Origin of the sequence: Prevotella aff. ruminicola Tc2-24, assembly GCF_900110895.1 — a bacterium.
Lineage (GTDB): Bacteria > Bacteroidota > Bacteroidia > Bacteroidales > Bacteroidaceae > Prevotella.
The window spans coordinates 565,577-587,459 of record NZ_FOIQ01000001.1 but is presented as its reverse complement, the minus strand read 5'-3'; the positions used below and the strand labels follow the sequence as shown (position 1 = coordinate 587,459).

Here is a 21,883-nt window from a genome sequence, read left to right as displayed (position 1 = left end):
AACGATCTGCCATCGTCGGATGTGAACTTGAACGGGAAGGTTACCTTCAATCCTATCGAGAAGCAATGACGATGCAGGTCGCTCTTGGTCACAAAAGTCTCACCGGGCATGCGCTTGAAGGTGGACGTGGCGGTCATGTGAGAACCAACTCCCACCCGGAAGCCATACTCCATCTGTATGGCGATGTGAGAGAATACAAAGATATCCATGCCAATGACCGGAGCCACACTGAAGCGCGGCTGGTGGATGTCTGTCGTTCTCTGATATCCTTCTGAGGAACTGATTGAATAATGCTCGTTCAAACTGCTGATATTCAGATAGCCATCAAGTCCGACGAACGGTTGCACGTTCCATATCCAAGGTGCAGGATACCAGCGACCGCCCAACATCATCTCTTTCAGTTCTGTCTCGGCGTCGCCCGATAGGATGGAGAGTCGCTCGCGCTCGTAACCGCCTTTCACTGAGAAATGAGTGTTGGGCATATAGAGTTCTGCATGTAGCTTGTTGACTGTTCCATGACGTCCTTTCGTAGAACCCGTGAAATAGCCGGGGCCTGTCAGGTCGTTATGTCCTATGAGTGGTATTGCTCCTCCAAACTGGGCATCGACCGCCCAACGGGTAGGGTCGTCGTAGTTCGTCTGGGCCGACGCCATCATACTGGCTGTCAGCAGTAGTGCTGTTATCAGTCTTTTCATTCCCCAAAGATCTCTGCTAGTTTGTTGTTAAGAGCCTCACCACGAAGTCCGCAGGCGAGAATATGGCCATCGGGGGCGAAGAGAACCATGTAAGGAATGCCATCGAAGCCATAGAGATGCGGTGTGATGTCTTGTGTGTTGAGTATCTGAGGATAGGGGATAGAATCCTGGGCGATAGCCTTCAACGTAGCCTCAGGCTTGTCGTTCACGGCAACACCGACAATGGTGAAGTCACGATTCTTATATTTCTCATATAAGGAGATGAGGTTGGGAATCTCTCTTCTGCAGGGACCACACCATGAGGCCCAGAAGTCGACAACGACATATTTGCCGCGCCCTACGTAGTCGGAGAGACGGTGCGTCTTACCGTCATAGTCTACGGCAAAATCCTTGAACATATCCCCCTCTTTGGGTCTGTTCAGGATGGTGTTCGCATCTTCGATGCTTTTGATTATGGCAGGGTGCTGTCGAACCACGTTACCGCATTGCTCGATGAGTGCGAGTTGCTCTGCTGCCTCGTCGGGCGTATCAGGCTTCCCGTTAGCGGTCAGCATAAGGACGGCACTGATGTCGTCTTTGTGCTGCAGGATATAATCCTTGGGTATTTGACGGACCTTCTCGAAGTCGTCTGCCTTATAAGCCTCTCGCAGTTCGTTGATCGCTTTGAACAAGGCTTCGTTCCTGGGGGTGCCTCCAACGGAGAAGGTCTTTGTGTCGATCGTGAACACGATATCACCTGGTTCAAGGATAAAGGGGAAGGACTTGGTTCTGACCCCACCGGGAATCTTCATCTCAAGACTGAGTTGTACCAGGCGCGGGGCATCGGTCTTGCCGCTGATGCTGATCACACTGTCCTTCCAGACCTGTTTCTTTGTGATGGGTTCTTTGCTCGCATAGTCCACGAGAAAGTACTTCTCAAGGGTGACATCGTCGTTGGCCATGTCCTTGATGATCTCCCTGATATCGCTTTTGAAGGTGTAACTGGTGTTGTTCTCTTGACTCTGTCCCACCACAGCGATGAGGGTGAGCAGAAGGGTGATGATGGTTTTCTTTTTCATATTCGGTTGGGTTGATTGATGCAATAGTTATTTCCTGACGATGACACTGCCGCTGGCCTGGTGGGTGGCGAGGATGAGTACCTCGGCAATCTGGACATGGGCCGGCGCATTAGAGGTATAGACGGCCACGTCGGCGATATCGTCGCCCGTCAGGGGCTTGATGCCCTTATAGACATTGGCGGCACGGTCGTTGTCGCCGTGGAAGCGGATATTGCTGAAATTGGTCTCAACAAGTCCGGGCTTCAGGTTGGTAACACGGATGGCGGTGTCAGCCACATCGATACGCAGACCGTCGGACAGGGCCTTGACGGCCGCCTTGGTGGCACAATAGACGTTGCCGCCTGCATAGGCCGCATCGCCAGCAACAGAACCTATATTAATAATGTGTCCGCTGTTGCGTTCCACCATACCCGGCACAATCAGGCGGGTCATGGTAAGCAGTCCCTTAATATTGGTGTCGATCATCGTCTCCCAGTCATCGAAGCAGCCTTCATATTCCGGTTCCAATCCGAGGGCCAGTCCGGCATTGTTAACCAGCACGTCGATGGTCTGCCACTCAGAGGGTAGGGAAGCAACGGCTTCCTTGGCCTTGTCGCGGTCTCTCACGTCGAAGAGCAGCGTGAGTACCTCTGTGCCCTGGGCTTTCAGTTCCTTGCTGATGTCGTTCAGTCGTCGCTCGTTCCTTCCTGTCAAGATCAGTCTATCGCCGTTGGCAGCGAATTTCCTCGCGCAAGCCAGTCCGATACCGCTTGTCGCACCTGTAATCAATATCGTCTTATTCATATTTATGGTGTTGTTTTCTTGTTTAATGATCCTAATTATTCTCAAAACATGCAACAAAAGTACGAATTATTATCCATATTTCATCCGAATGTGCTATATTTGTAACATACTTTAGGGATTCGTACAAGGTACTAAGTGCTGAAAATGTGATAGTTTAAAGACTTGTGTGCGCTCAAAGGTGACGGATTGAAAGATTTTTTATAAAAAAAGTAACGAATTATTTGTTTGAATGAGAGAAAATGTATAACTTTGCACCCGATTTCAATAACAAGAGAATTTATGATGAGTCTGAATCTACTTAACGGCCTTATTATTATTCGACTGCAGGGGGCAGGCGGAAGTGATAGGGTGTGTATATAGGTCAGATACATGAAACTGAATATTGAAGCCTTTCTCACTTCCGAGTGCGAAAGGCTTTATTTTTTGGATTGGGTAATAAAAGTAATACAATAAAGAAAGATGAGTGACAGATTATTTATTTTCGACACAACACTTCGCGACGGGGAACAGGTACCCGGTTGTCAGTTGAACACGGTAGAGAAGATCCAGGTGGCCAAGGCCCTGGAGCAGTTGGGTGTAGACGTGATCGAGGCAGGTTTCCCGATCTCAAGTCCTGGTGACTTCAATTCCGTGATAGAGATCTCTAAGGCAGTGACCTGGCCTGTGATCTGTGCGCTGACACGTGCCGTGGAGCATGATATCGACGTGGCCTTCGAGGCTCTGAAGTATGCCAAGCATAAGCGTATCCATACAGGTATCGGTACCAGCGACGAGCATATCCGGTTTAAGTTCAACTCCACCCGTGAGAAGATTCTCGAGCAGGCTGTGGCCGCCACGAAATATGCCAAGCGCTATGTCGACGATGTGGAGTTCTATTGCGAGGATGCAGGGCGTACAGATAATGAATATCTGGCACAGGTGGTTGAGGCCGTGATCAAGGCAGGTGCCACCGTGGTGAATATCCCCGATACGACGGGCTATTGTCTGCCACAGGAGTATTTTGAGAAGATCAAGTACCTGAAGGAGCATGTCGATGGCATCGACCGTGCCATCATATCCACCCACTGCCATAACGACCTGGGTATGGCTACAGCGAACACCTTCAGTGGTGTGATGGCTGGTGCACGACAGGTGGAGGTGACCATCAATGGTATCGGTGAGCGTGCCGGTAATACCTCGTTGGAGGAGATTGCTATGATCCTGAAATGCCATAAAGGACTGGGTATAGACACGAACATCAATACGACGAAGATATACCCGATATCGCGTATGGTGTCGAGTTTGATGAACATGCCCGTGCAGCCGAATAAGGCCATTGTGGGGCGTAATGCCTTTGCCCATTCCAGTGGCATCCATCAGGACGGGGTGCTGAAGAATGTGCATACCTATGAGATTATGGACCCGAAGGATGTGGGTATCGACGACAACTCGATTGTGCTCACAGCCCGTTCTGGACGTGCTGCGTTGAAGCATCGTCTGCATGTGAACGGTGTGGACCTTGAGGAGGATAAGCTCGACAGCATTTATGAGAAGTTCCTCGTGCTGGCCGACCAGAAGAAAGAGGTGACGGATGCCGATGTGATGATGCTTGCCGGTGCCGACACAGCCGAGGCTCACGCTGTGAAACTTGACTTCCTGCAGGTGACGACTGGTAAGGGCGTGAAGTCGGTGGCCAGCATCGGTCTCGACATCAGTGGACAGAAGTTCGAGGCTGCCGCCAGCGGAAACGGTCCTGTCGATGCGGCCATCAAGGCTCTGAAGAAGATCATCATGAAGCAGATGACGCTGAAGGAGTTTACGATCCAGGCCATCTCAAAAGGCTCGGACGATGTGGGTAAGGTGCACATGCAGGTCGAATACAACGGTGGTCTGTATTACGGCTTCGGTGCCAATACGGACATCGTGACGGCTTCCGTAGAGGCGTATATCGATTGTATCAATAAGTTTAAAGTCGAGGATTAAGAATATGAATACACTATTTGATAAGATATGGGACAAACATGTGGTACAGGTTGTGGAGGATGGTCCGACACAACTCTATATCGACCGTCTGTATTGTCATGAGGTGACTTCGCCTCAGGCTTTTGACGGACTGAGGGCGCGAGGACTGAGATGTTTCCGTCCAGAACGTATCTATTGCATGCCGGACCATAATACCCCTACGCACGATCAGGATAAACCCATCGAGGATCCGGTATCGAGAAACCAGGTGGACACGCTGGCCAGGAACGCAAAGGAGTTCGGACTGACGCACTATGGGATGATGGACAAGAACAACGGTATCATCCATGTGGTGGGACCGGAGAAGGGACTCTCGCTCCCTGGTATGACGATCGTGTGTGGCGACTCTCATACCTCCACACATGGTGCCATGGGTGCTGTGGCTTTCGGAATCGGAACATCGGAGGTGGAGATGGTGATGGCCTCACAGTGTATTCTCCAGCAAAAGCCGAAGTCCATGCGTATCAACATCAACGGTCAACTCGGGAAGGGGGTGACACCTAAGGATGTGGCACTCTACCTGATGGCTCAGTTGACCACCTCGGGTGCTACAGGTTATTTCGTGGAGTATGCCGGAGAGGTGGTGCGCGATATGTCGATGGAAGGGCGCTTGACGCTCTGTAACCTGTCTATCGAGATGGGTGCTCGTGGTGGTTTTATCGCTCCTGACGAGACCACCTTCGCCTACCTCAAAGGACGCGAGTTCGCACCGAAGGGTGAGGACTGGGAGAAGGCTGTTGCCTATTGGAAAACACTGAAGAGCGATGATGATGCTGTGTTTGATAAGGAGTTGACATTCAGGGCGGAAGATATAGAACCGCGAATCACTTATGGAACGAATCCGGGCATGGGCATTGGCATCACTTCTTCTATCCCTTCCAAGAATGGCGCCAGTGTGCCTGGAGAGGAGAAATCGTTGGAATATATGGGGTTCAAGGCCGGAGAGAAGTTGTTGGGCACGAAAGTTGACTACGTGTTCCTCGGTGCCTGTACGAATGGACGTATAGAGGACTTCCGGGCTTTTGCTTCTATCGTGAAAGGAAGGCGGAAGGCAATCAGCATCACAGCTTGGCTTGTGCCAGGCTCGTGGGCTGTCGATCGTCAGATCCGTGAGGAGGGACTGGACAAAGTCCTCGAAGAGGCAGGCTTTGAGATTCGTCAGCCCGGCTGTTCTGCTTGTCTGGCGATGAACGACGATAAGATACCTGCCGGCAAACTTGCTGTCTCAACCTCTAACCGTAACTTTGAAGGTCGTCAGGGACCAGGTGCTCGCACGATCCTGGCATCGCCACTTACGGCTGCTGCCGCTGCTGTGACAGGCGTGATCGCTGACCCAAGAGATTTAATGATGTGATAAGACCATGAAACAGAAATTTGATATCATAACATCGACGTGTGTACCCCTTCCATTGGAGAATGTGGACACTGATCAGATCATACCTGCACGTTTTCTGAAGGCAACGACGAGGGAAGAGCAGTTTTTTGGCGATAACCTGTTCCGCGACTGGCGCTATCATGCTGACGGGACGTTGAACAAGGACTTCGTGCTGAACGATCCTACCTACGGCGGATGTATCCTCGTGGCTGGTAAGAACTTCGGTAGTGGCTCGTCGCGCGAGCATGCAGCGTGGGCCATCGCCGGTTATGGTTTCCGGGTGGTGATCAGTAGTTTCTTTGCTGACATACATAAGAACAACGAACTGAACAACTTCGTGCTGCCCGTACAGGTCAGCGAGGTCTTCCTCGCAGAACTCTTCCAGAGTATCAGGGAAAACCCGAAGATGTTGGTGGAGGTTGACCTGCCCAACCAGACGGTGACCAATAAGGAGACTGGCCGCAGTGAGCATTTCGAGATTAACGGCTATAAGAAACACTGTCTAACCAATGGATTCGATGATATCGACTACTTGGTTCAGAACAAAATAAAGACGGAACAATGGGAACAGCAGAACAAGTAGGGCACTATAAAAAGCTCAGACCGTTTGTGGAGATTATGGACTCGACATTACGGGATGGCGAGCAGACAAGCGGTGTCAGTTTCCTGCCTCATGAGAAACTGATGATTGCACGTATGCTGCTGCGCGATCTCAATGTCGATCGTATAGAGGTGGCTTCGGCCAGGGTGTCGGAAGGGGAGAAAGAGGCTGTGACCATGATATGCCGCTATGCCGCTCAGATCGATATGTTGGACAGGGTGGAGGTGCTCGGCTTCGTGGATGGACAACTCAGTGTCGATTGGATCGCATCGTGTGGTTGTAAGACCATCAACCTGTTAGCGAAGGGGTCGTTGCGGCATTGTAGGGAACAGTTGCAGAAGACTCCCAAGGAGCATATCGATGATATCCTCGATACAGTGAGATATGCCCGTGAGAAGGGCCTTTCGGTCAACCTCTATCTCGAGGACTGGTCGAATGGCATGAAGGAGTCGCCTTCGTATGTCTATCAGGTCATGGATGCGCTGTGTGACACCGGCATCCGCCGTTTCATGCTGCCCGACACCTTAGGTATCATGAACCCTCTGCAGTGTATCGAGTATTTCCGGAAAATGGTGAAACGCTATCCGGATGCCCACTTCGATTTCCATGCCCACAATGATTATGACCTGGCTGTGTCGAACTCTCTGGCTGCCGTACTGAGTGGTGCCAAAGGACTGCATGTGACAGTCAACGGACTGGGAGAGCGTTGTGGTAATGCACCACTGTCGAGTGTGCAGGTGATTCTTAAGGACCAGTTCCAGGCCAAGACGAACATCCAGGAGGATAAGTTGAATGATATCTCCCATCTGGTGGAGGGCTATAGCGGTATCGCCATCGCTCCCAACCAACCCATTATCGGTGATAATGTGTTTACGCAGGTGGCTGGTGTGCATGCCGATGGCGATAATAAGAACGGCTTATACCAGAATGAGCTTGTGCCGGAACGTTTCGGACGTAAAAGGGAGTATGCGCTGGGAAAGAACAGCGGACGGGCGAATATCGCCAAGAACCTTGAGGAACTGGGATTAGAACTGACAGCAGAACAGACGCGACGGGTGACGCAGCGTATTACAGAACTGGGCGACAAGAAGGAAATCGTGACACAGGAGGACCTGCCGTTCATCGTCAGCGATGTGCTGAAGCATGACGCTCCGGAGGATAGAGTGAAACTCATCAGCTATGTGGTGTCGACAGCCTACGGTCTGAAGCCGGGTGCCAATGTGAAGGTGGAGATCAACGGTCGGCAGTATGAGGCGAGTGCTACGGGCGACGGTCAGTATGACGCCTTCGTGAGATCGCTACGTTATATCTATAAGAAATATCTGGATCGCTCGTTCCCTCTCTTGCAGAACTATCAGGTGAGTATTCCTCCTGGAGGACGTACGGATGCGTTGGTGCAGACCACCATCACCTGGAACGACCAAGGGAAGATCCTCCGTACGCGTGGTCTTGATGCAGACCAGACCGAGGCGGCCATCAAGGCTACTTTTAAGATGTTGAACATATTTGAAAAAGAAAAGAATAACGAGTTATGAATCTAAGAATAGCAGTCCTTCCGGGCGATGGTATCGGACCGGAGATCATGAAACAGGGTGTGGCAGTACTTGACGCTGTAGCTAAGAAGTACGGACACCAGTTCGAATACGAAGAGGCACTTGTCGGTGCTCATGCCATCGACGAGGTGGGCGATCCGTTCCCCGAGGAGACCTTCCAAACCTGCATGCGGGCGGATGCCGTGCTCTTTGCCGCTGTCGGTGATCTGAAGTATGACAATGATCCTACGGCTAAAGTGCGTCCCGAACAGGGGCTGTTGGCTATGCGTAAGAAACTTGGTCTCTTCGCTAATGTGCGTCCTGTGGCCACCTTCGACTGTCTGCTCCATAAGTCACCCTTGAAGGAAGAGCTTCTGCGAGGTGCCGACTTTGTGGTGATCCGCGAACTTACGGGAGGCATGTATTTCGGCGAGAAATATCAGGATAACGACAAGGCTTACGATACCGATATCTATACGCGTCCGGAGATTGAACGTATCCTGAAGGTTGCCTTTGAGATGGCGATGCAGCGACGGAAGCACCTCACTGTGGTAGACAAGGCGAATGTGTTGGCATCATCTCGTCTGTGGCGTCAGATCGCCAAAGAGATGGAACCACAGTATCCCGAGGTGACGACCGACTATATGTTTATCGACAATGCCTCGATGCGAGTGCTGACCGAACCGCGTTTCTTCGATGTGGTCGTGACGGAAAATACCTTTGGTGATATCTTGACCGATGAGACATCTTGTATCACTGGTTCGATGGGACTCCAGCCGTCATCTTCTCTCGGCGAGCATACGCCGCTGTTCGAGCCTGTGCATGGCTCATGGCCACAGGCTGCCGGACAGAACCTGGCCAACCCGTTGGCGCAGATTCTCTCTGCTGCCATGCTGTTGGAGCATTTCGGACTTGAGCAGGAAGGGGCACTTATCCGTGAGGCCGTAAATGCTTCGCTTGATGCTCATGTACGTACGCCAGAGATTCAGGTCGATGGTGGTGCCCGGTACGGCACTCGTGAGGTAGGAGCATGGATCGTAGCATATATCGAGAACAAAGCATTATGAAAATGAATAGGGCGATTCTTGTTCTTTTACTGCTCCTGGGCGTGGGCTCTGCCGGGGCCCAGACCTCACAGCAGTGGCGTGATTCGGTATCCTTCCTGATTGAGGCTATCCGACAGGATCCGAAGAATACAGACCTGCGTTTGAAGAAAGCAGAGGCGAACATCAATCTTCAGCAATGGGAGTACGCGGTAGAGGAGTATGGTCATGTGCTCCGCATCGATGACCGGAACTTGGCTGCTCTATATTTCCGCGCCTATTGTCAGAGTAAGTTGCGCCATTATGATATGGCTAAGGCGGATTATGAGGCGTTCCTTGCGATGGAACCCAAACATCTGGAAGCACGTCTGGGACTGGCGCATGTTCTGCAGAAGATGGGACGTAAGACCGATACGTTTGATGAATTGAACCGTATCGTGCAGCTGTTCCCTGACAGTGCCGATGCCTATGCTGCCCGGGCTGTCTATGAGATGGAGCAGCAGATGAATGATGCGGCACTCTATGATTGGGATGAGGCTATCCGACTACAGCCTGCGAATGTCGACTTCGTCGTGTCGAAGGTTGACATCCTACTTCGACAGGGGCGCCGTAAGGAGGCACGCGAAGCCCTTGATGATGTGACGCATCATGGTGTAGCTAGGGGCATGCTGAAGGAATGGTATGACCGATGCAAGTGATTCTCTGTCTTCTTAACGAAGATAGGGATTCGAGCGTAACTCCTCACCGACAGAGGTCTTGGGACCGTGCCCGCAGTAAAGGACGGTCTCTCCGGGCATCTTTGCGATGACCGTTTGCAGACTGTTCATCAGTTCTTCGTAACTGCCGCGTTCAAAGTCTGTTCGTCCGATGCTCATCTTGAAGATGGTGTCACCTGTAAAGGCCACATGTTCTTCCTCGCAATAGAATACGACACCACCGGGCGAATGGCCTGGAGTCTTCAGGACCTTGAACTGATGGCTCCCGAAGCGGATGGTCTCATCCTCACGGAAATACCTGCCGACCGGCGGGTATCTCCGTTTAAGGGTTCCACCTATCATGGCATGAAACTGTCCCGGCAGGTCTGCGATCAGGAACTCATCCTCGCGTGCAACCTCTACCTGTAGTCCGTAGGTATCGTAGATGGTGTCGATACCGAAGTTATGATCGAAATGTCCGTGTGTGCAGAGCAGGTGGACAGGCCGGAGATGATTCTCGTCGATATACTGTATGATGGCATTTCGCTCTTCCTGATAGTAGGCTCCGCAATCGATAATAACACACTCGCCTGTCTCGTCGTTCACCACGTAGGTGTTTTCTGCGAGCAGGTTACAAACAAAAGTCTTGATGTTAAGCATAATCAGATGGGTAGATAGACGACATGCTTGGTATCAAACCACTCCTCCTTGAAAAAACTGCTGATCTCAGCCGTCTCGACGATCTTGTTGAATGGCTGGGTCTCTGCCTGCAGGTCTCCGCCTTTTAGACAGATGAGACCATTAGGAAGCGCATTCTGTTGGGTCTTCGAGATGTTTTTCCGAATGATCTTCACCAGATCGGGGAGAGGCATCACGGCTCGACTCACCACAAAATCATATTTCCCTTTCTCTTCCTCTCCGCGGATATGTTCCGGGTGACAGTTCTTGAGCCCGATGGCATTGCTGATCTCCTGTGCCACACGGATCTTTTTGCCGGTGCCGTCGATGAGTTTGAACTCACAGTCTGGAAAGAGAATGGCAAGGGGGATGCCTGGGAACCCACCTCCTGTTCCGAAATCCAGGATGTGCGTACCCTGTGTGAAGTGAATCATCTTTGCAATGGCCAGCGAGTGGAGCACATGATGCTCATACAGCATGTCGATATCTTTGCGTGAGATCACATTAATCTTTGTGTTCCAGTCGCGGTACAGGTCGTCGAGTGCCTCGAACTGTTGTTTCTGCTGTTCCGTCAGATGGGGGAAATATCTGTAAATGCAGTCTGCTTTCATATTCTGTTAATATTCGAATGAGTAATTGAGAATCTTACTTAACTGACTATATGGGAGAGTCAGTTCGGTGCTGCCTAAGGCATACGGTGCAATCTCATAGGGGTTATAGACAAAGGTGATGGTCTCATCGCCGAGGATGAAGTTTTCTGCCGGGAAGATATCCATCGAGTACAGGTAACCCTTCTCATGCAGCGCCGTCAGACTGTTCAGTCCCGTCTTCTCCATCAGCGCCTGCAACAGCATCTCTTGAAGAGGCTGCTCGTAGCCGGATGCAAAGATATCTTTCATGGTCAACAGTCGTCCGGTCCTTGTGTCAAAGTTCATTGTCAGCAACTGGTTGATGCCGTGTGCACCTCCCTCATAGTAGTCGATGGTGGCCAGATAGACCACACTGTTCTTGGAACCTTTCTGAGTGTTGGTGTCGATAATGTAATGATACTCATACCATTGGCGTTTCAGTGTGTCGGAACGGTCTTGATTGTATAACGGCAGCATATTGGTGATGTACGATTGTGTGTACTTGTCAGCAAAGGTCTCTGCTGCCAGTTTCATCGAACTGTCCTCAAGGTCGAGCAAGCGTCTCATCACTGTCGCGTTGATCAGCTCGCCGCGATGTCCACAGGCTTTTGTCGCCTGGTTCATGTGAAGATGTACCTGACACCGAGGTGAGGGATCATCATTGGAAAGAACGGCAACTTTGTCAACCTCAAAGGAGTCGAACTTAATGGCGTCCTCATCATTTCCTCCACAGGCAATCATCAGTAACGTGATCATGGAAAGTAGGTTAAAATTCTTCATACGCCTGTAGTTATATCATTTATTTAAGTGCAAAAATACAGTTTAATTAGTAAAAAAGCAAATTTCTCGCTAAAAAATATTAATTTTGCACCCAAATTTAATGAGATGAAGCAGAGAAAACTTAAAGCGGCCCTGTTTGACCTCGATGGTGTCGTCTTCGACACAGAACCTCAGTATTCGATATTCTGGGGAATGATATGTCGACAGTATCACCCGGAGCGACCTGGTCTTGAGCATGAGATCAAGGGACAGACGCTTACTCAGATCTATGAGCGTTGGTTCAGTGGTGACTTAGAGCCTGAGCGTGAGTCGATTACTAATCGACTTAATGCTTATGAACAGACGATGCATTATGATTTTATCGACGGATTTGAGACGCTTATCTCTGACTTGCGATCACACGGTGTCCTGACGGCTGTCGTCACAAGTTCCAACCAACCGAAGATGGAAAGTGTGAACAAGCACCAACCGATTTTTCGTTCTCTCTTTGACAGAGTTCTCACATCCGAGGATTTTACCCGTAGCAAGCCTGATCCGGAATGTTATCTGAAGGCAGCAGAACTCTTTGGTGTGGATGCCGAGGAGTGTGTCGTGTTTGAGGATAGCTTTAACGGACTTCGTTCTGGTAGGGCTGCGGAGATGTCGGTAGTGGGCTTGGCCACGACGAATCCTGTCGAGGCGATAGCTCCCCTTTCAGACATCCAGATCACCGACTACAGAGGACTGACCTATGAATCGTTGATTGACACATTCAAATTCCTCCCTTTATGAACTCGCAGAACACGCCTGTACATATCCGCCTATGGCATCATGACTTCTGGCGTCTGGCTGTAGCAAACCTACTGCTTACGATGTCGGTCTATATGCTCGTTCCAGTCATGCCCCGTTGGCTCCTTCAGGGACAGGGTCTGTCGTTCCATGAGGTCGGTGCGGTCATGGGAGCCTTTGGCGTAGGCCTGTTCTTCTTCGGACTCTTCGTGTCCTTTCTCGTTCAGCATTACCGTCGTAATATGGTCTGCATTATCGCCGTACTGGCTGTCGTATGCCTGTTGGCCTTGTTGTATTATCTGGATGCGGTTTTATGCCGCAATATGGAACTTCCTTTGCTGATGGGCCATCGTTTTGCCTTCGGTGCCTTCTTCGGATTGGCGCAGATGACGCTTACCAGTACGCTGATCATCGATACCAGTGAGTCGTTCCAGCGTACAGAGGCGAATCACTCCGCAGCATGGTTCAGTCGGTTTTCCCTTTCTCTGGGACCGTTGGCTGGTCTTCTGATAGAGCGCAGCTTTGGCTTTTCTGTCGTCATGCTCTGTGCAGCTGGTTGTGCGTTCGTTGCCTTGGTGCTCGTTGCCTTGGTGCATTTCCCCTTCCGCACCCCGTTGGATCATGTGCCTGTGGTCAGTCTTGACCGTTTTTTCCTGCCTCACGGATTTCCGCTCTTTGTGAATCTCCTGTTGGTGACGGTGGCGGTGGGCATCCTCTTTTCCGTCGATTTCTCTGAGCATTTCTATGCGATGATGATGATAGGGTTCCTGTTGGCCTTATTGGCACAACGCTTCGTCTTCCGCGATGCAGAAGTGAAGAGTGAGGTCGTCTCCGGACTGATCTTGCTGTTTGCCGCACTGCTGATGATGATTACCCGTACACAACCGATCGTATGGTATGCGGCACCTCTGTTTATAGGCTTTGGTATCGGTATCATCGGCTCCCGCTTCCTGCTCTTCTTCATCAAGCTGAGTCGTCATTGTCAGAGAGGCACCTCACAGAGCACCTTCCTTCTCGGTTGGGAAGGAGGCATCGCATGTGGTATAGGTCTCGGACTGGCACTCTTCCAGGGTGAGAAGATCTCATCACTGCTGATGTCGCTGGCTCTTGTCATCGTGGCCCTTGTCATGTATCACTTCACACACAACTGGTTCGTCAAGAACAAGAACCGATAGAGTCTGCATCGCCCTTATCTCCCACAGAGGGTCGCATAAGGACAGGTGTGGCAGCGCTTCATATCATTGGTTGGCATGAAGGTGATATCCGCATTGAAGATATCCGAGATGGTCTCGTTCAGCAGTTTCATGAACCGGGGAGCTTCTGTGGCTATATCCCGTACACGTTCTTTACCCAGCTTGAGCGTTGGGTCGTAGTCGTCGGTGCCTGCATGCTGGATGAACAGTAAGGCAGGACTTACGGCTGTGTCAGTCTCCCGACGGATGATATGACTATAGAGAAATGCCTGGAGGAAATAGTCGCTGTGCTCCTTGATGTTCTCTGGATCGAAGATCGCATCGACATCAGCCAGAGGCTTGATATGATAGGCACCGGTTTTGTAGTCGATGACGCGAATGCGTTCCTCACCGGTCTCTGGGTCGACGACGCTGTCGAGACGGTCGATATACCCACCTATCTTAAGGATTGTCTCGTGTGTATCTTGCGCATCAGCCGTATGGTCGTTGACACGAATGGCCAAAGGCATGGAAATCTCTTTCTCAAGACCGAGGATGGTGAACGGCGTGAGTCGTTTGTCTGTCTCGAGCAACTGTCGGATATACCTGATGATGACCTCGCGGTTGATGAGCTGAAGACCGTCGAGCGGAGGAAGGCGGCGCGACGGGTCCTTGATCTGGAAGAGTTCACGCTTGAAGGCATTGTCGACGATGCGCTCGATCTCTATATTGTTCTTGAGCAGGTCGTCGATAGCTAATGCGGTGATGTGGTCACCCGTTAGTTGCATCAGGTACTCATAGACCTTCTGGGCTGACAGGTGGAAGATGTTTCCGAAGATCCGGTTGTCTATCAAGTCCTCGTCGTTATTGTCCGGCTCGGCCAGGTTGCTGACATATCGGTAGAAGAAACGGAGCTGACAACGCAGATAGTTGCTGATGGCCGTAGGACTGACAATACCGGTGTTCTGGAGGAACCGTTGCCGTAGGATCTCCATTACTGCTTCGGTCTTCTCAATAGGTTTGGGCATACGGAGTGACGACTGCTGTCCGGCCTTGAGCGTCTGGTACGTGATGGTCTGTCGACCGTCTACCATCAGTTGCAGCATGAAGCGCGACATCTCTCCAGTCTGACCGTCGTTGGTGGAGTTGTTATAGACGAGTGTCACATCACTGGCTCGCTGAAGCAGATGGTGGAAGTAGTTCGCGTAGATGGCCACCTTGTTGTCGACGGTTGTCAGACCATATGCCTTGCGGATGGAGTAGGGAATGAACGAGGTGTCGTTGATCCCGCGCGGCATGTTACCCTCATTACAGGATAGCAGCAGCACATGGTCGAAGTCCAGGTTTCTGGTCTCCAGCACACCCATGATCTGTATCCCTTCTATCGGTTCACCGTGAAAGGGGATGGTGGTGGTCTGGATAAGCTGCATGATAAGCCGCTGCAGGGTGATCACATCTACGGACAGCTCGCCGCTCACCACAAGCCCGTTGATACGGTTGAGCAACGTGTGCATCCTGAAGAGGCTCTCGGTGTCGAGAGGCCCCTCCGCCTCAGTCTGTCTATAGCTGGTGGCGATATGTCGGACCAGTGAGAGCAGCCATTTGAGAATAGGGGTGTCGTGATGCTGGAAGAGCAGCGCCAGTCCTTCGTCAGAGGAGAGGAACCCTATCTCCGGATAATACATCCTTTTGGCGTTCAGCTCTTGAACCAGATCCTGGTATCTGGGAGAGATATATTTGGCATAGGGGTGACGGAGCACAGCGTTGATATGTCGCAGACGATAGCTTCCCGCCTTCGGGGAATAGCCTATAGTCTGCAGACTGATCAGCTGGGAGATCAGCGAAGCGATAGGTGTCTGGTAGAGCGGATAGCCCGTCGTGATGTTAGCCTTCTCCACCGTGTCGGGCAGACTGTGTACGACGGGCAGCAGCAGACTCTCGTCGCACAAGACGATGGCTGTGCGGTGTCCGGCGGCAATACGGTTTTTCTCCGAGAGCCACCGACTGATATAACGGGCCTGACTGTTCTCTGTGGGAGCGGAGATGAATGTGGTGCTCCGTGGAGGAATGTCTTCAGTATCCTGGTAGAATAATGCTTTGCCTTCGCGCTCCAACCGGCGAAAGAGCTCCTGTTCGACCGGATGGAGAAGATTAAAGCCAATGAAGACATACGTGTCGTATTCGAACTGGAGCGTCTTGTCGGTAGCCACCTGTCGGTACAGTGCTCCCTCGTAGGCTAATTGTCGGTCGGCGAGTTTCCGGTTGAAGAGATGATAGATGTCACCGATATGACTCCATAGTTTGAGGAAGCGTTCCTTGAGCTCTGTGTTATGATCGTCGGAGAAGTTACTGAAGAAGCGACGGATGATCTCGCGCTGCTCATCAGTGAGATACGACACATCGTCGAGCTCATGGATATCACGAAGAAGGGCGAACACCTTGTCGGCAGGTGCCATGTTCTTGTCCACATCATCGAAGTCGGCCAACAACAGCTGTCCCCAGCCATAGAAATGATCGAGCGTCTCGTCGATGCCTGTGCACTCGGTGAAGCAGCGGTGCAGTTCGCAGACCAGCAGGATGGGGTCGGCCACCTTTAATGGAGAGAGACTACGGAAAAGGTCGCTGATAGTGATATATGCCGGACTCCATAGCGGCTTTCCTGCCAGTCGGGCCAGATGCTCGTTGAGGAAGAGCGATGCACGTTTGTTCGGGAACACCACCGCAATACGCGACAGGTCCGTCCCAAACTTCTCCAGCAGCTCTTCAGCGATATGTTCAAGGAAACTTTTCATGTCAACTATTTCGTGAGTGATATCATCTTAACGTTCTTACTTTACTTCTTCTATCTTGTTGCTGTAGACGTACCAGAGGTAGCCGGTGATGTGCTGGTGGCCCATGGAGGCGAGGAGACTCATGTATTCGCGTACCTGGTCGGGGTAGTCGGGCTTGGGTGAGCCGAACTTGAAGTCGACGACGACCCAGCGCTGGCCGTCGGTCATCACACGGTCGGGGCGGCGCTCCTTGACCTGTCCGTCTTCCGTCGTCAGGATCGTACACTCGTTGAAGAGTGTCCATCCAGGCGAGAACCACTCGGTCACCCGTGGGTCGCTCAGTCGTTTCCTGATCATCTCTCCGATCTTCTCTGCCGTGATATGATCATCATAGAGCACCCCTTCGGACTGTAATCGTTGCAGGGCATCAGGGATGTCTGCGGTTGTCCTGATGGTAGAGAATATCTCATGCAGCACACTACCCGTCTGTATGAAACTCATCTGCTGGGCGCCCTCTCCGTCGTGTCCTTCCATGAACACACGACTGCGGTTGCTCTGACGGAAGCTGACCTTACGTCTGAAGCTCTTCATGCCGATATGGATGGGTGCGGGCGACTGCAGGAAGGGATTGGGCGATGGCGCGTCATGATCGTCGGACTGCCCGGGGGCGCCGAGAGCACCGTAACTGAAGACGATCGGCTGCTGCTCGTCATCCACACCTTCGAGCGTGGCCCCGGACATATCCTGTGCCACAAGCGGAAGACACTCTTGGATCAGAGCGCAACGGGAGTTCTTGGCATCTCTCTTGCCAATGACAAAGAGTCCTCGACGACTGCGGGTGAAGGCCACATAAAGCAGATTGAGATTGTCGACGGTGTTCTGCAGATGCTCATGCATATAGTCGCCTTCGTAGATGGTGCCTACCATCTGCTTTTGACTATAGTCGATCGGTGCGATAGGCAGGTCGGAGAACGGTGCTTCGGCCGGCCGGCACCAAAGGATGTTCCCCGACTTCTCCATCTGCCAGTCGCAGAAGGGGAGGATGACGTAACCGTATTCCAGTCCTTTCGACTTGTGAATGGAGAGAATACGCACACCGTCCGTCTCATCGCTCTGGATGGTCTTTCCGCAGATGGTCTCATCCCACTCGGTGAGGAAAGCCTCGATATCGGTGGTGTTCTCCTTGATATAGTCGGTGAGATAATCGTAGAACGTGTGGATATAGGCACTCTGCTCCTCCAACCGTTCCAGATCGAAGATGGTGAAGAGCGTTTCCACGAGATCGTAGATAGGCATAGTCAACAGTTCGTCGGTATGCTGGATGTAAGCCTCTGGCAGTAGCTTGTCGAGGTCGTTGGTAGCTAACAGCAGTTCCTGATCACGGACAGTTGTCTGCAGGATGTCGGTCTGGTAGCTTTTGATGATGGCAGCCTTGGTGAGGATGTCATCGGGATGGACAAGAAGACGAAGGGCATGAATGAGCAGACGGACGGCACAGGAGGCGTCCAGACGGAATGCCTCGTCGGAGACGATGGTCACCTCCGGCATCTCCTCCAGGAAATGTCTGGCAATCAGTGGGATGTGAGCGTTGGAACGGACAAGGATGGCGATATCGCGCAGACTGACGCCCTGTGATTGCAGTTCACTGACGGTCGTCGTCAACCGCTGAAGCGTCTGCTGCTGATAGTCGTCGGCAGGTAACAGTTCGACGTGAACATACCCGTTGTCCTGCCGGTGGTCCGGCACCTGCTGTCTCACGTCAGCATAGGCCCTGTTCAGCTCTTCAGCCTCCGTCTTGCTGAGTTCGCTCTGTCCCTGATACTCCAGTTTGACGGCATGTTGGAAGAAGGTGTTGTTGAAGGTGATGATGTTACGTTCGGAGCGATAGTTCGTGCTGAGCGACCTGACTTCCATCTGTTGGTCAGAGAACTGCTGTTCGATACCGTTGAGCAGTCGCCAGTCGCCTGCCCGCCATCGGTAGATGCTCTGTTTGACGTCTCCGACGATCAGACTGCCATCTTCCTCATGACTGATGACATCGGACAGTAAGACCTTGAAGTTCTTCCATTGTACGGTAGAGGTGTCTTGGAACTCATCAATCATCACATGATGCAGCTGGGTACCGATCTTCTCGAAGATAAAAGGCGAGTCGCTGCTGTCGATGAGCGAGTGAAGTAACTGTTGGGTGTTACTGAGCAGAAAGCGGTTGGCATTCTCGTTGATCTCGTGCACCTTCCTCTCGATGCTGCTCAGCAGTCTCAGTTGACTCAGGTGACGGAGGGTGAGGTCGGCCGACTTGTAGAGCCTCCACTGTCGGGGGCGCTCCTCTACGGCATAGCGCAGGATCTTGCCCAACGAGGTCTCGGCCAGCGAGACGATATATTCGTGCTGGGGGTGAGACTTCGTACACCATCCCTCAGGATTGTCCAGACAGTTGGCTACAGTCGCGTTCTCGATGCTTGGGTCGAAGATACCCTTTCGCAGTTTCAGGAAAAAGCCGGCAATGCCGCGACTCTTTTTGGCGAGATCATCAACGGTGAGTCCCTCGCCCTCAAGGGTGTCGAAGAAACTCTCTCCGATCTCTTTCATCCGGTCTTCAGTCTGTTGACGGATCTCGCGCAGCTGAGCGGTGTAGTTGTCGAAGAACCCCGGTTCTGCCAGTTTCTTCTCCAGATCATCACTCACCTCCTTGTATTCGTCGCGGAAGATGGTACGTCCGAATTTCTTGATTTGCGAGATCACATTCCACGACTTGTCGTCAGAGATGCTCTCCAGAATATACTTCATGATCCACTGGAGCACGATATCGGTGGTGCTGAGATCCTCGATCATCTGGTCGACGGCCATCTCTTCCACCTGCGTGTCGTTGAGGCCGATGCGCAGGTTTGTGGTCAGGTCGAGTTCCCTCGCCATATTCCGGAGGACACTCTGAAAGAAGGTGTCGATCGTCTGAACCTGGAAATAGTTGTAGTTGTGTATCAGGTTGTTGAGGGAGATGCCAGCCCGCTCACTGATCATCTTCGTTCCGAAGCCTGTGCTCTTCTGCACGGCATCCATGTATTTGTCAGAGTCGGGTAGTTGTTTCCAGATGCCGTATAGCTGACTGAGGATACGGGTCTTCATCTCCTCCGTCGCCTTGTTGGTGAAGGTGACGGCAAGGATCGTACGGTAGCTCTGCGGATTCTCGATGAGCAGTCGTATGTACTCGGTGGCGAGGGTGAAGGTCTTTCCGCTGCCCGCACTCGCCTTATAGACGGTCAGTGGCTTTCTCTTGTTGGTTACCATCTTCTGAAGAGTTCAAATTCAAATTCCACACCGATCCTGTCGAAGTGGGTGTTCCGGAAACTGGCAAAGGCCCCTACGGAGATATAGCGGTTGGTGAAGCCGTAGCCGAGCTCATAGTAGGGCCGCGACTTCTCCAGGAGAACGGAACTGATATATAAGCGTTCTTTCTCGATGAATTTCCCCAGATAGGGAATCCATGTGCCTATGAGCATCGGCGTCTCATAGGAGACATTGCCGCGGAGGTAGTAGTCCGACTCGTTGTACTCCCGACTCCTGAGCAGTTGGAAGTTCCCACTCCAGTCATCATCCCATCCTTCCGGCAGGTTCCTGTCGCGGAAGTTGGCGAAGTCCACGAAGAGGTTCTTCTCCTTACTGGTATAGAAGCCGCCGCCGGCACGGAGGTTCAGGATCCGGAGGCCTGGTATATGGTGCTTCCATGAGGCGTCGAACTCCCATCTCTCATAGTTCAGGTCGGAGTGGTTGATGCCCTTGAAACCTCTCTCCCAGTCGGCGGAGAGGAGCGGACCGTATGTCCAAGGCTGGATCTTCACGCCGAGCATCGGTGCAAAACTGCAGTATTCGTCGGCCACGCCGTATTGGCGCATCTGGGCCTTGTTGACGGCTGTGCGCCGGTGATAGACGAAGCCGCTCTCGATGTCGAGCCAGGGGAAAATCATGATGTTATTGAACACCCGGAGGTGGTTGTCGCGGAACTTGTCCATGTCCCGCATATCTTCGATGAGCGAGTCTGGATACAGCTCATCGATGACCTTCTGCACGCAGGAGTTGCTGATGCGGTTACCATTGCCGTATACGATCTCTGCATATCCGTTACGTTTCGGGTTGTAGGTCATGCGCAGCGGCGCGGTGAAGTAGAGCTGTCGCTGTTTGAAGTTATAGCCGACGGTAGGGTTGAAGGTCAGGTAACGGTGCGGTGAGAAGGTATATCTGGAGCGCAGTCTCATCTTATAGCGCAGTCCATGATGCTCGCTGTAGCTGAGGTAGAGTGGGTTGATGATCGGAGAGAGACGGAAGGAGGCTGGTCCGTTTTCTGCAGCGATGGGTGTGAAGAGATTTTCACCGATGGTGTCCCAGAAAATCTTCTTCAGCAGTCGCTGGTGTCGCGACACGGTGTCGGTGACGACGGTATCCTTCTCATGCTGTCGGTCGTAGGCTTTGTATATCTGCCGGTCTGTCTCCGTCAGGGGGATAGGTCGCAGGTTGTTCATCAGTCTGCGGCTCGATACTCTCTGGATGGTGTCGGGCAGGGGTGTCTGACAGTCGTAGTTCGCGTCGAAGATAGCCGATATGCGGTTGCCCAGAAAACGGAAGGTGGCGGCGGTATTGCATTTCCTGGGTATGCCGCTCTCCGTCTCCTGTGAGATCTCTGTGCGGAACGTGATCATGTCGAACTCTCCGTTGAGTATGGTGCGGATGATACGGCCCGTCTCAGTCTCTACGATCGCATAGCCGTTGAGCAGTTGTGTGTTGTATAGCTTCGGTCGGAAGTCTATGCGTGTGGTGCCGTCGCTCAATGTCCTCTGCCTGAAACGGTAGAACCTGTGGTTCACCTTGTTGAAGGGCGACAGCATATGTCCGTCGTACAGGTCGATGTCGTAGATGTTGGGCGTGATGAAGTTGAGCAGGGGCGACATGGCGTTTCTGTTCCTACGGACGGTGCCGGCGAGCACCTGTCTGTTGATGGTCATGTCGTGGGCACTGTTGATGGTTACCTTGCTGTACGACTCACGGATATACTCCCGTGGATCTCTGGCCAGTGCGTACATCGACGGGATGAGCCAGAGCGTCGGGTTACGTTTCTCCACATGGTAACGGCATTTCACGTAGATATTGTCCTCGAGTCCCTTGATGTCCTTCTTGTGCTCTTTCTGGTAGCTGTAGATACGGTTCAGGATGAGTGTGTCGGTCTTTTCCCAGGCCCACAGTGTGGCGGGCATGCTTGTGAGGAGAATGCCCATCATGACTGTGCGGATGGATGGTCGACCGTGTTTCACTG

At 52.1% G+C, this 21,883-nt stretch carries 17 protein-coding genes; 8 read left to right on the top strand and 9 right to left on the bottom strand.

Annotated features, from left to right (window positions below; translation table 11 throughout):
• The 3 genes from BMY63_RS12260 to BMY63_RS02520 form a co-directional block, all read right to left on the bottom strand.
• Positions 1 to 695: hypothetical protein (locus BMY63_RS12260; RefSeq protein ID WP_091914500.1), on the bottom strand; the 695-nt coding region annotated here is incomplete at its 3' end.
• Positions 692 to 1,753 (bottom strand): redoxin domain-containing protein, encoded by a 1,062-nt coding sequence (locus BMY63_RS12485; RefSeq protein WP_091914498.1) that lies wholly within the window; start codon positions 1,751 to 1,753, stop codon positions 692 to 694. The genes BMY63_RS12260 and BMY63_RS12485, both read right to left, overlap by 4 nt.
• Before the next feature lie 27 nt (positions 1,754 to 1,780).
• Positions 1,781 to 2,536: an SDR family oxidoreductase gene (locus BMY63_RS02520; protein ID WP_091914496.1), complete on the bottom strand. Its 756-nt coding sequence runs from the start codon at positions 2,534 to 2,536 to the stop codon at positions 1,781 to 1,783.
• Between the two features lie 459 nt (positions 2,537 to 2,995).
• Here BMY63_RS02520 and BMY63_RS02515 point away from each other — a divergent pair, with 459 nt between their 5' ends.
• The 6 genes from BMY63_RS02515 to BMY63_RS02490 are packed head-to-tail and all read left to right on the top strand — an operon-like array spanning position 2,996 to position 9,786.
• Positions 2,996 to 4,498 (top strand): 2-isopropylmalate synthase, encoded by a 1,503-nt coding sequence (locus tag BMY63_RS02515; protein WP_091899595.1) that lies wholly within the window; start codon positions 2,996 to 2,998, stop codon positions 4,496 to 4,498.
• Between the two features lie 4 nt (positions 4,499 to 4,502).
• Entirely contained in the window at positions 4,503 to 5,891 is a 1,389-nt protein-coding gene (gene leuC / locus BMY63_RS02510) for a 3-isopropylmalate dehydratase large subunit (RefSeq protein ID WP_091899594.1), read from the top strand.
• 7 nt (positions 5,892 to 5,898) lie between these two features.
• Entirely contained in the window at positions 5,899 to 6,495 is a 597-nt protein-coding gene (gene leuD, locus BMY63_RS02505) for a 3-isopropylmalate dehydratase small subunit (protein ID WP_091899593.1), read from the top strand.
• Positions 6,474 to 8,048, top strand: a complete 1,575-nt coding sequence (locus BMY63_RS02500; RefSeq protein ID WP_091899592.1) for an alpha-isopropylmalate synthase regulatory domain-containing protein — start codon at positions 6,474 to 6,476, stop codon at positions 8,046 to 8,048. Before leuD ends, BMY63_RS02500 begins: the two co-directional genes overlap by 22 nt.
• The gene (gene leuB / locus BMY63_RS02495) at positions 8,045 to 9,112 is read left to right on the top strand and encodes a 3-isopropylmalate dehydrogenase (protein ID WP_091899591.1); all 1,068 of its coding nucleotides are present in this window, start codon (positions 8,045 to 8,047) and stop codon (positions 9,110 to 9,112) included. Before BMY63_RS02500 ends, leuB begins: the two co-directional genes overlap by 4 nt.
• On the top strand, positions 9,109 to 9,786 hold the full coding sequence (locus BMY63_RS02490) for a tetratricopeptide repeat protein (protein ID WP_177178360.1): 678 nt from the start codon (positions 9,109 to 9,111) through the stop codon (positions 9,784 to 9,786). Before leuB ends, BMY63_RS02490 begins: the two co-directional genes overlap by 4 nt.
• A 12-nt stretch (positions 9,787 to 9,798) precedes the next feature.
• On the opposite strand, the gene BMY63_RS02485 is transcribed toward BMY63_RS02490, so the two are convergent.
• The 3 genes from BMY63_RS02485 to BMY63_RS02475 are packed head-to-tail and all read right to left on the bottom strand — an operon-like array spanning position 9,799 to position 11,870.
• On the bottom strand, positions 9,799 to 10,443 hold the full coding sequence (locus BMY63_RS02485) for an MBL fold metallo-hydrolase (protein WP_091899589.1): 645 nt from the start codon (positions 10,441 to 10,443) through the stop codon (positions 9,799 to 9,801).
• Between the two features lie 2 nt (positions 10,444 to 10,445).
• On the bottom strand, positions 10,446 to 11,072 hold the full coding sequence (rsmG, locus tag BMY63_RS02480) for a 16S rRNA (guanine(527)-N(7))-methyltransferase RsmG (RefSeq protein WP_091914492.1): 627 nt from the start codon (positions 11,070 to 11,072) through the stop codon (positions 10,446 to 10,448).
• A 6-nt stretch (positions 11,073 to 11,078) separates the two neighbouring features.
• The gene (locus tag BMY63_RS02475; RefSeq protein ID WP_091899587.1) at positions 11,079 to 11,870 is read right to left on the bottom strand and encodes an RsiV family protein; all 792 of its coding nucleotides are present in this window, start codon (positions 11,868 to 11,870) and stop codon (positions 11,079 to 11,081) included.
• Positions 11,871 to 11,975: 105 nt separating this feature from the next.
• Here BMY63_RS02475 and BMY63_RS02470 point away from each other — a divergent pair, with 105 nt between their 5' ends.
• Together BMY63_RS02470 and BMY63_RS02465 are read left to right on the top strand one after the other, a co-directional pair.
• On the top strand, positions 11,976 to 12,641 hold the full coding sequence (locus BMY63_RS02470) for an HAD family hydrolase (protein WP_091899586.1): 666 nt from the start codon (positions 11,976 to 11,978) through the stop codon (positions 12,639 to 12,641).
• The gene (locus tag BMY63_RS02465; RefSeq protein WP_091914490.1) at positions 12,638 to 13,813 is read left to right on the top strand and encodes an MFS transporter; all 1,176 of its coding nucleotides are present in this window, start codon (positions 12,638 to 12,640) and stop codon (positions 13,811 to 13,813) included. The genes BMY63_RS02470 and BMY63_RS02465 overlap by 4 nt, the downstream gene beginning before the upstream one ends.
• Before the next feature lie 14 nt (positions 13,814 to 13,827).
• On the opposite strand, the gene BMY63_RS02460 is transcribed toward BMY63_RS02465, so the two are convergent.
• Genes BMY63_RS02460 through BMY63_RS02450 form a run of 3 tightly spaced genes read right to left on the bottom strand, consistent with a single transcriptional unit; the run spans position 13,828 to position 21,881 of the window.
• Entirely contained in the window at positions 13,828 to 16,602 is a 2,775-nt protein-coding gene (locus tag BMY63_RS02460) for a PD-(D/E)XK nuclease family protein (protein ID WP_091914488.1), read from the bottom strand.
• Positions 16,603 to 16,638: 36 nt separating this feature from the next.
• Entirely contained in the window at positions 16,639 to 19,866 is a 3,228-nt protein-coding gene (locus BMY63_RS02455; protein WP_091914486.1) for a UvrD-helicase domain-containing protein, read from the bottom strand.
• Positions 19,860 to 21,881, bottom strand: a complete 2,022-nt coding sequence (locus BMY63_RS02450; protein WP_091914484.1) for a DUF5686 family protein — start codon at positions 21,879 to 21,881, stop codon at positions 19,860 to 19,862. The genes BMY63_RS02455 and BMY63_RS02450 overlap by 7 nt, the downstream gene beginning before the upstream one ends.
• Positions 21,882 to 21,883 lie beyond the last annotated feature (2 nt).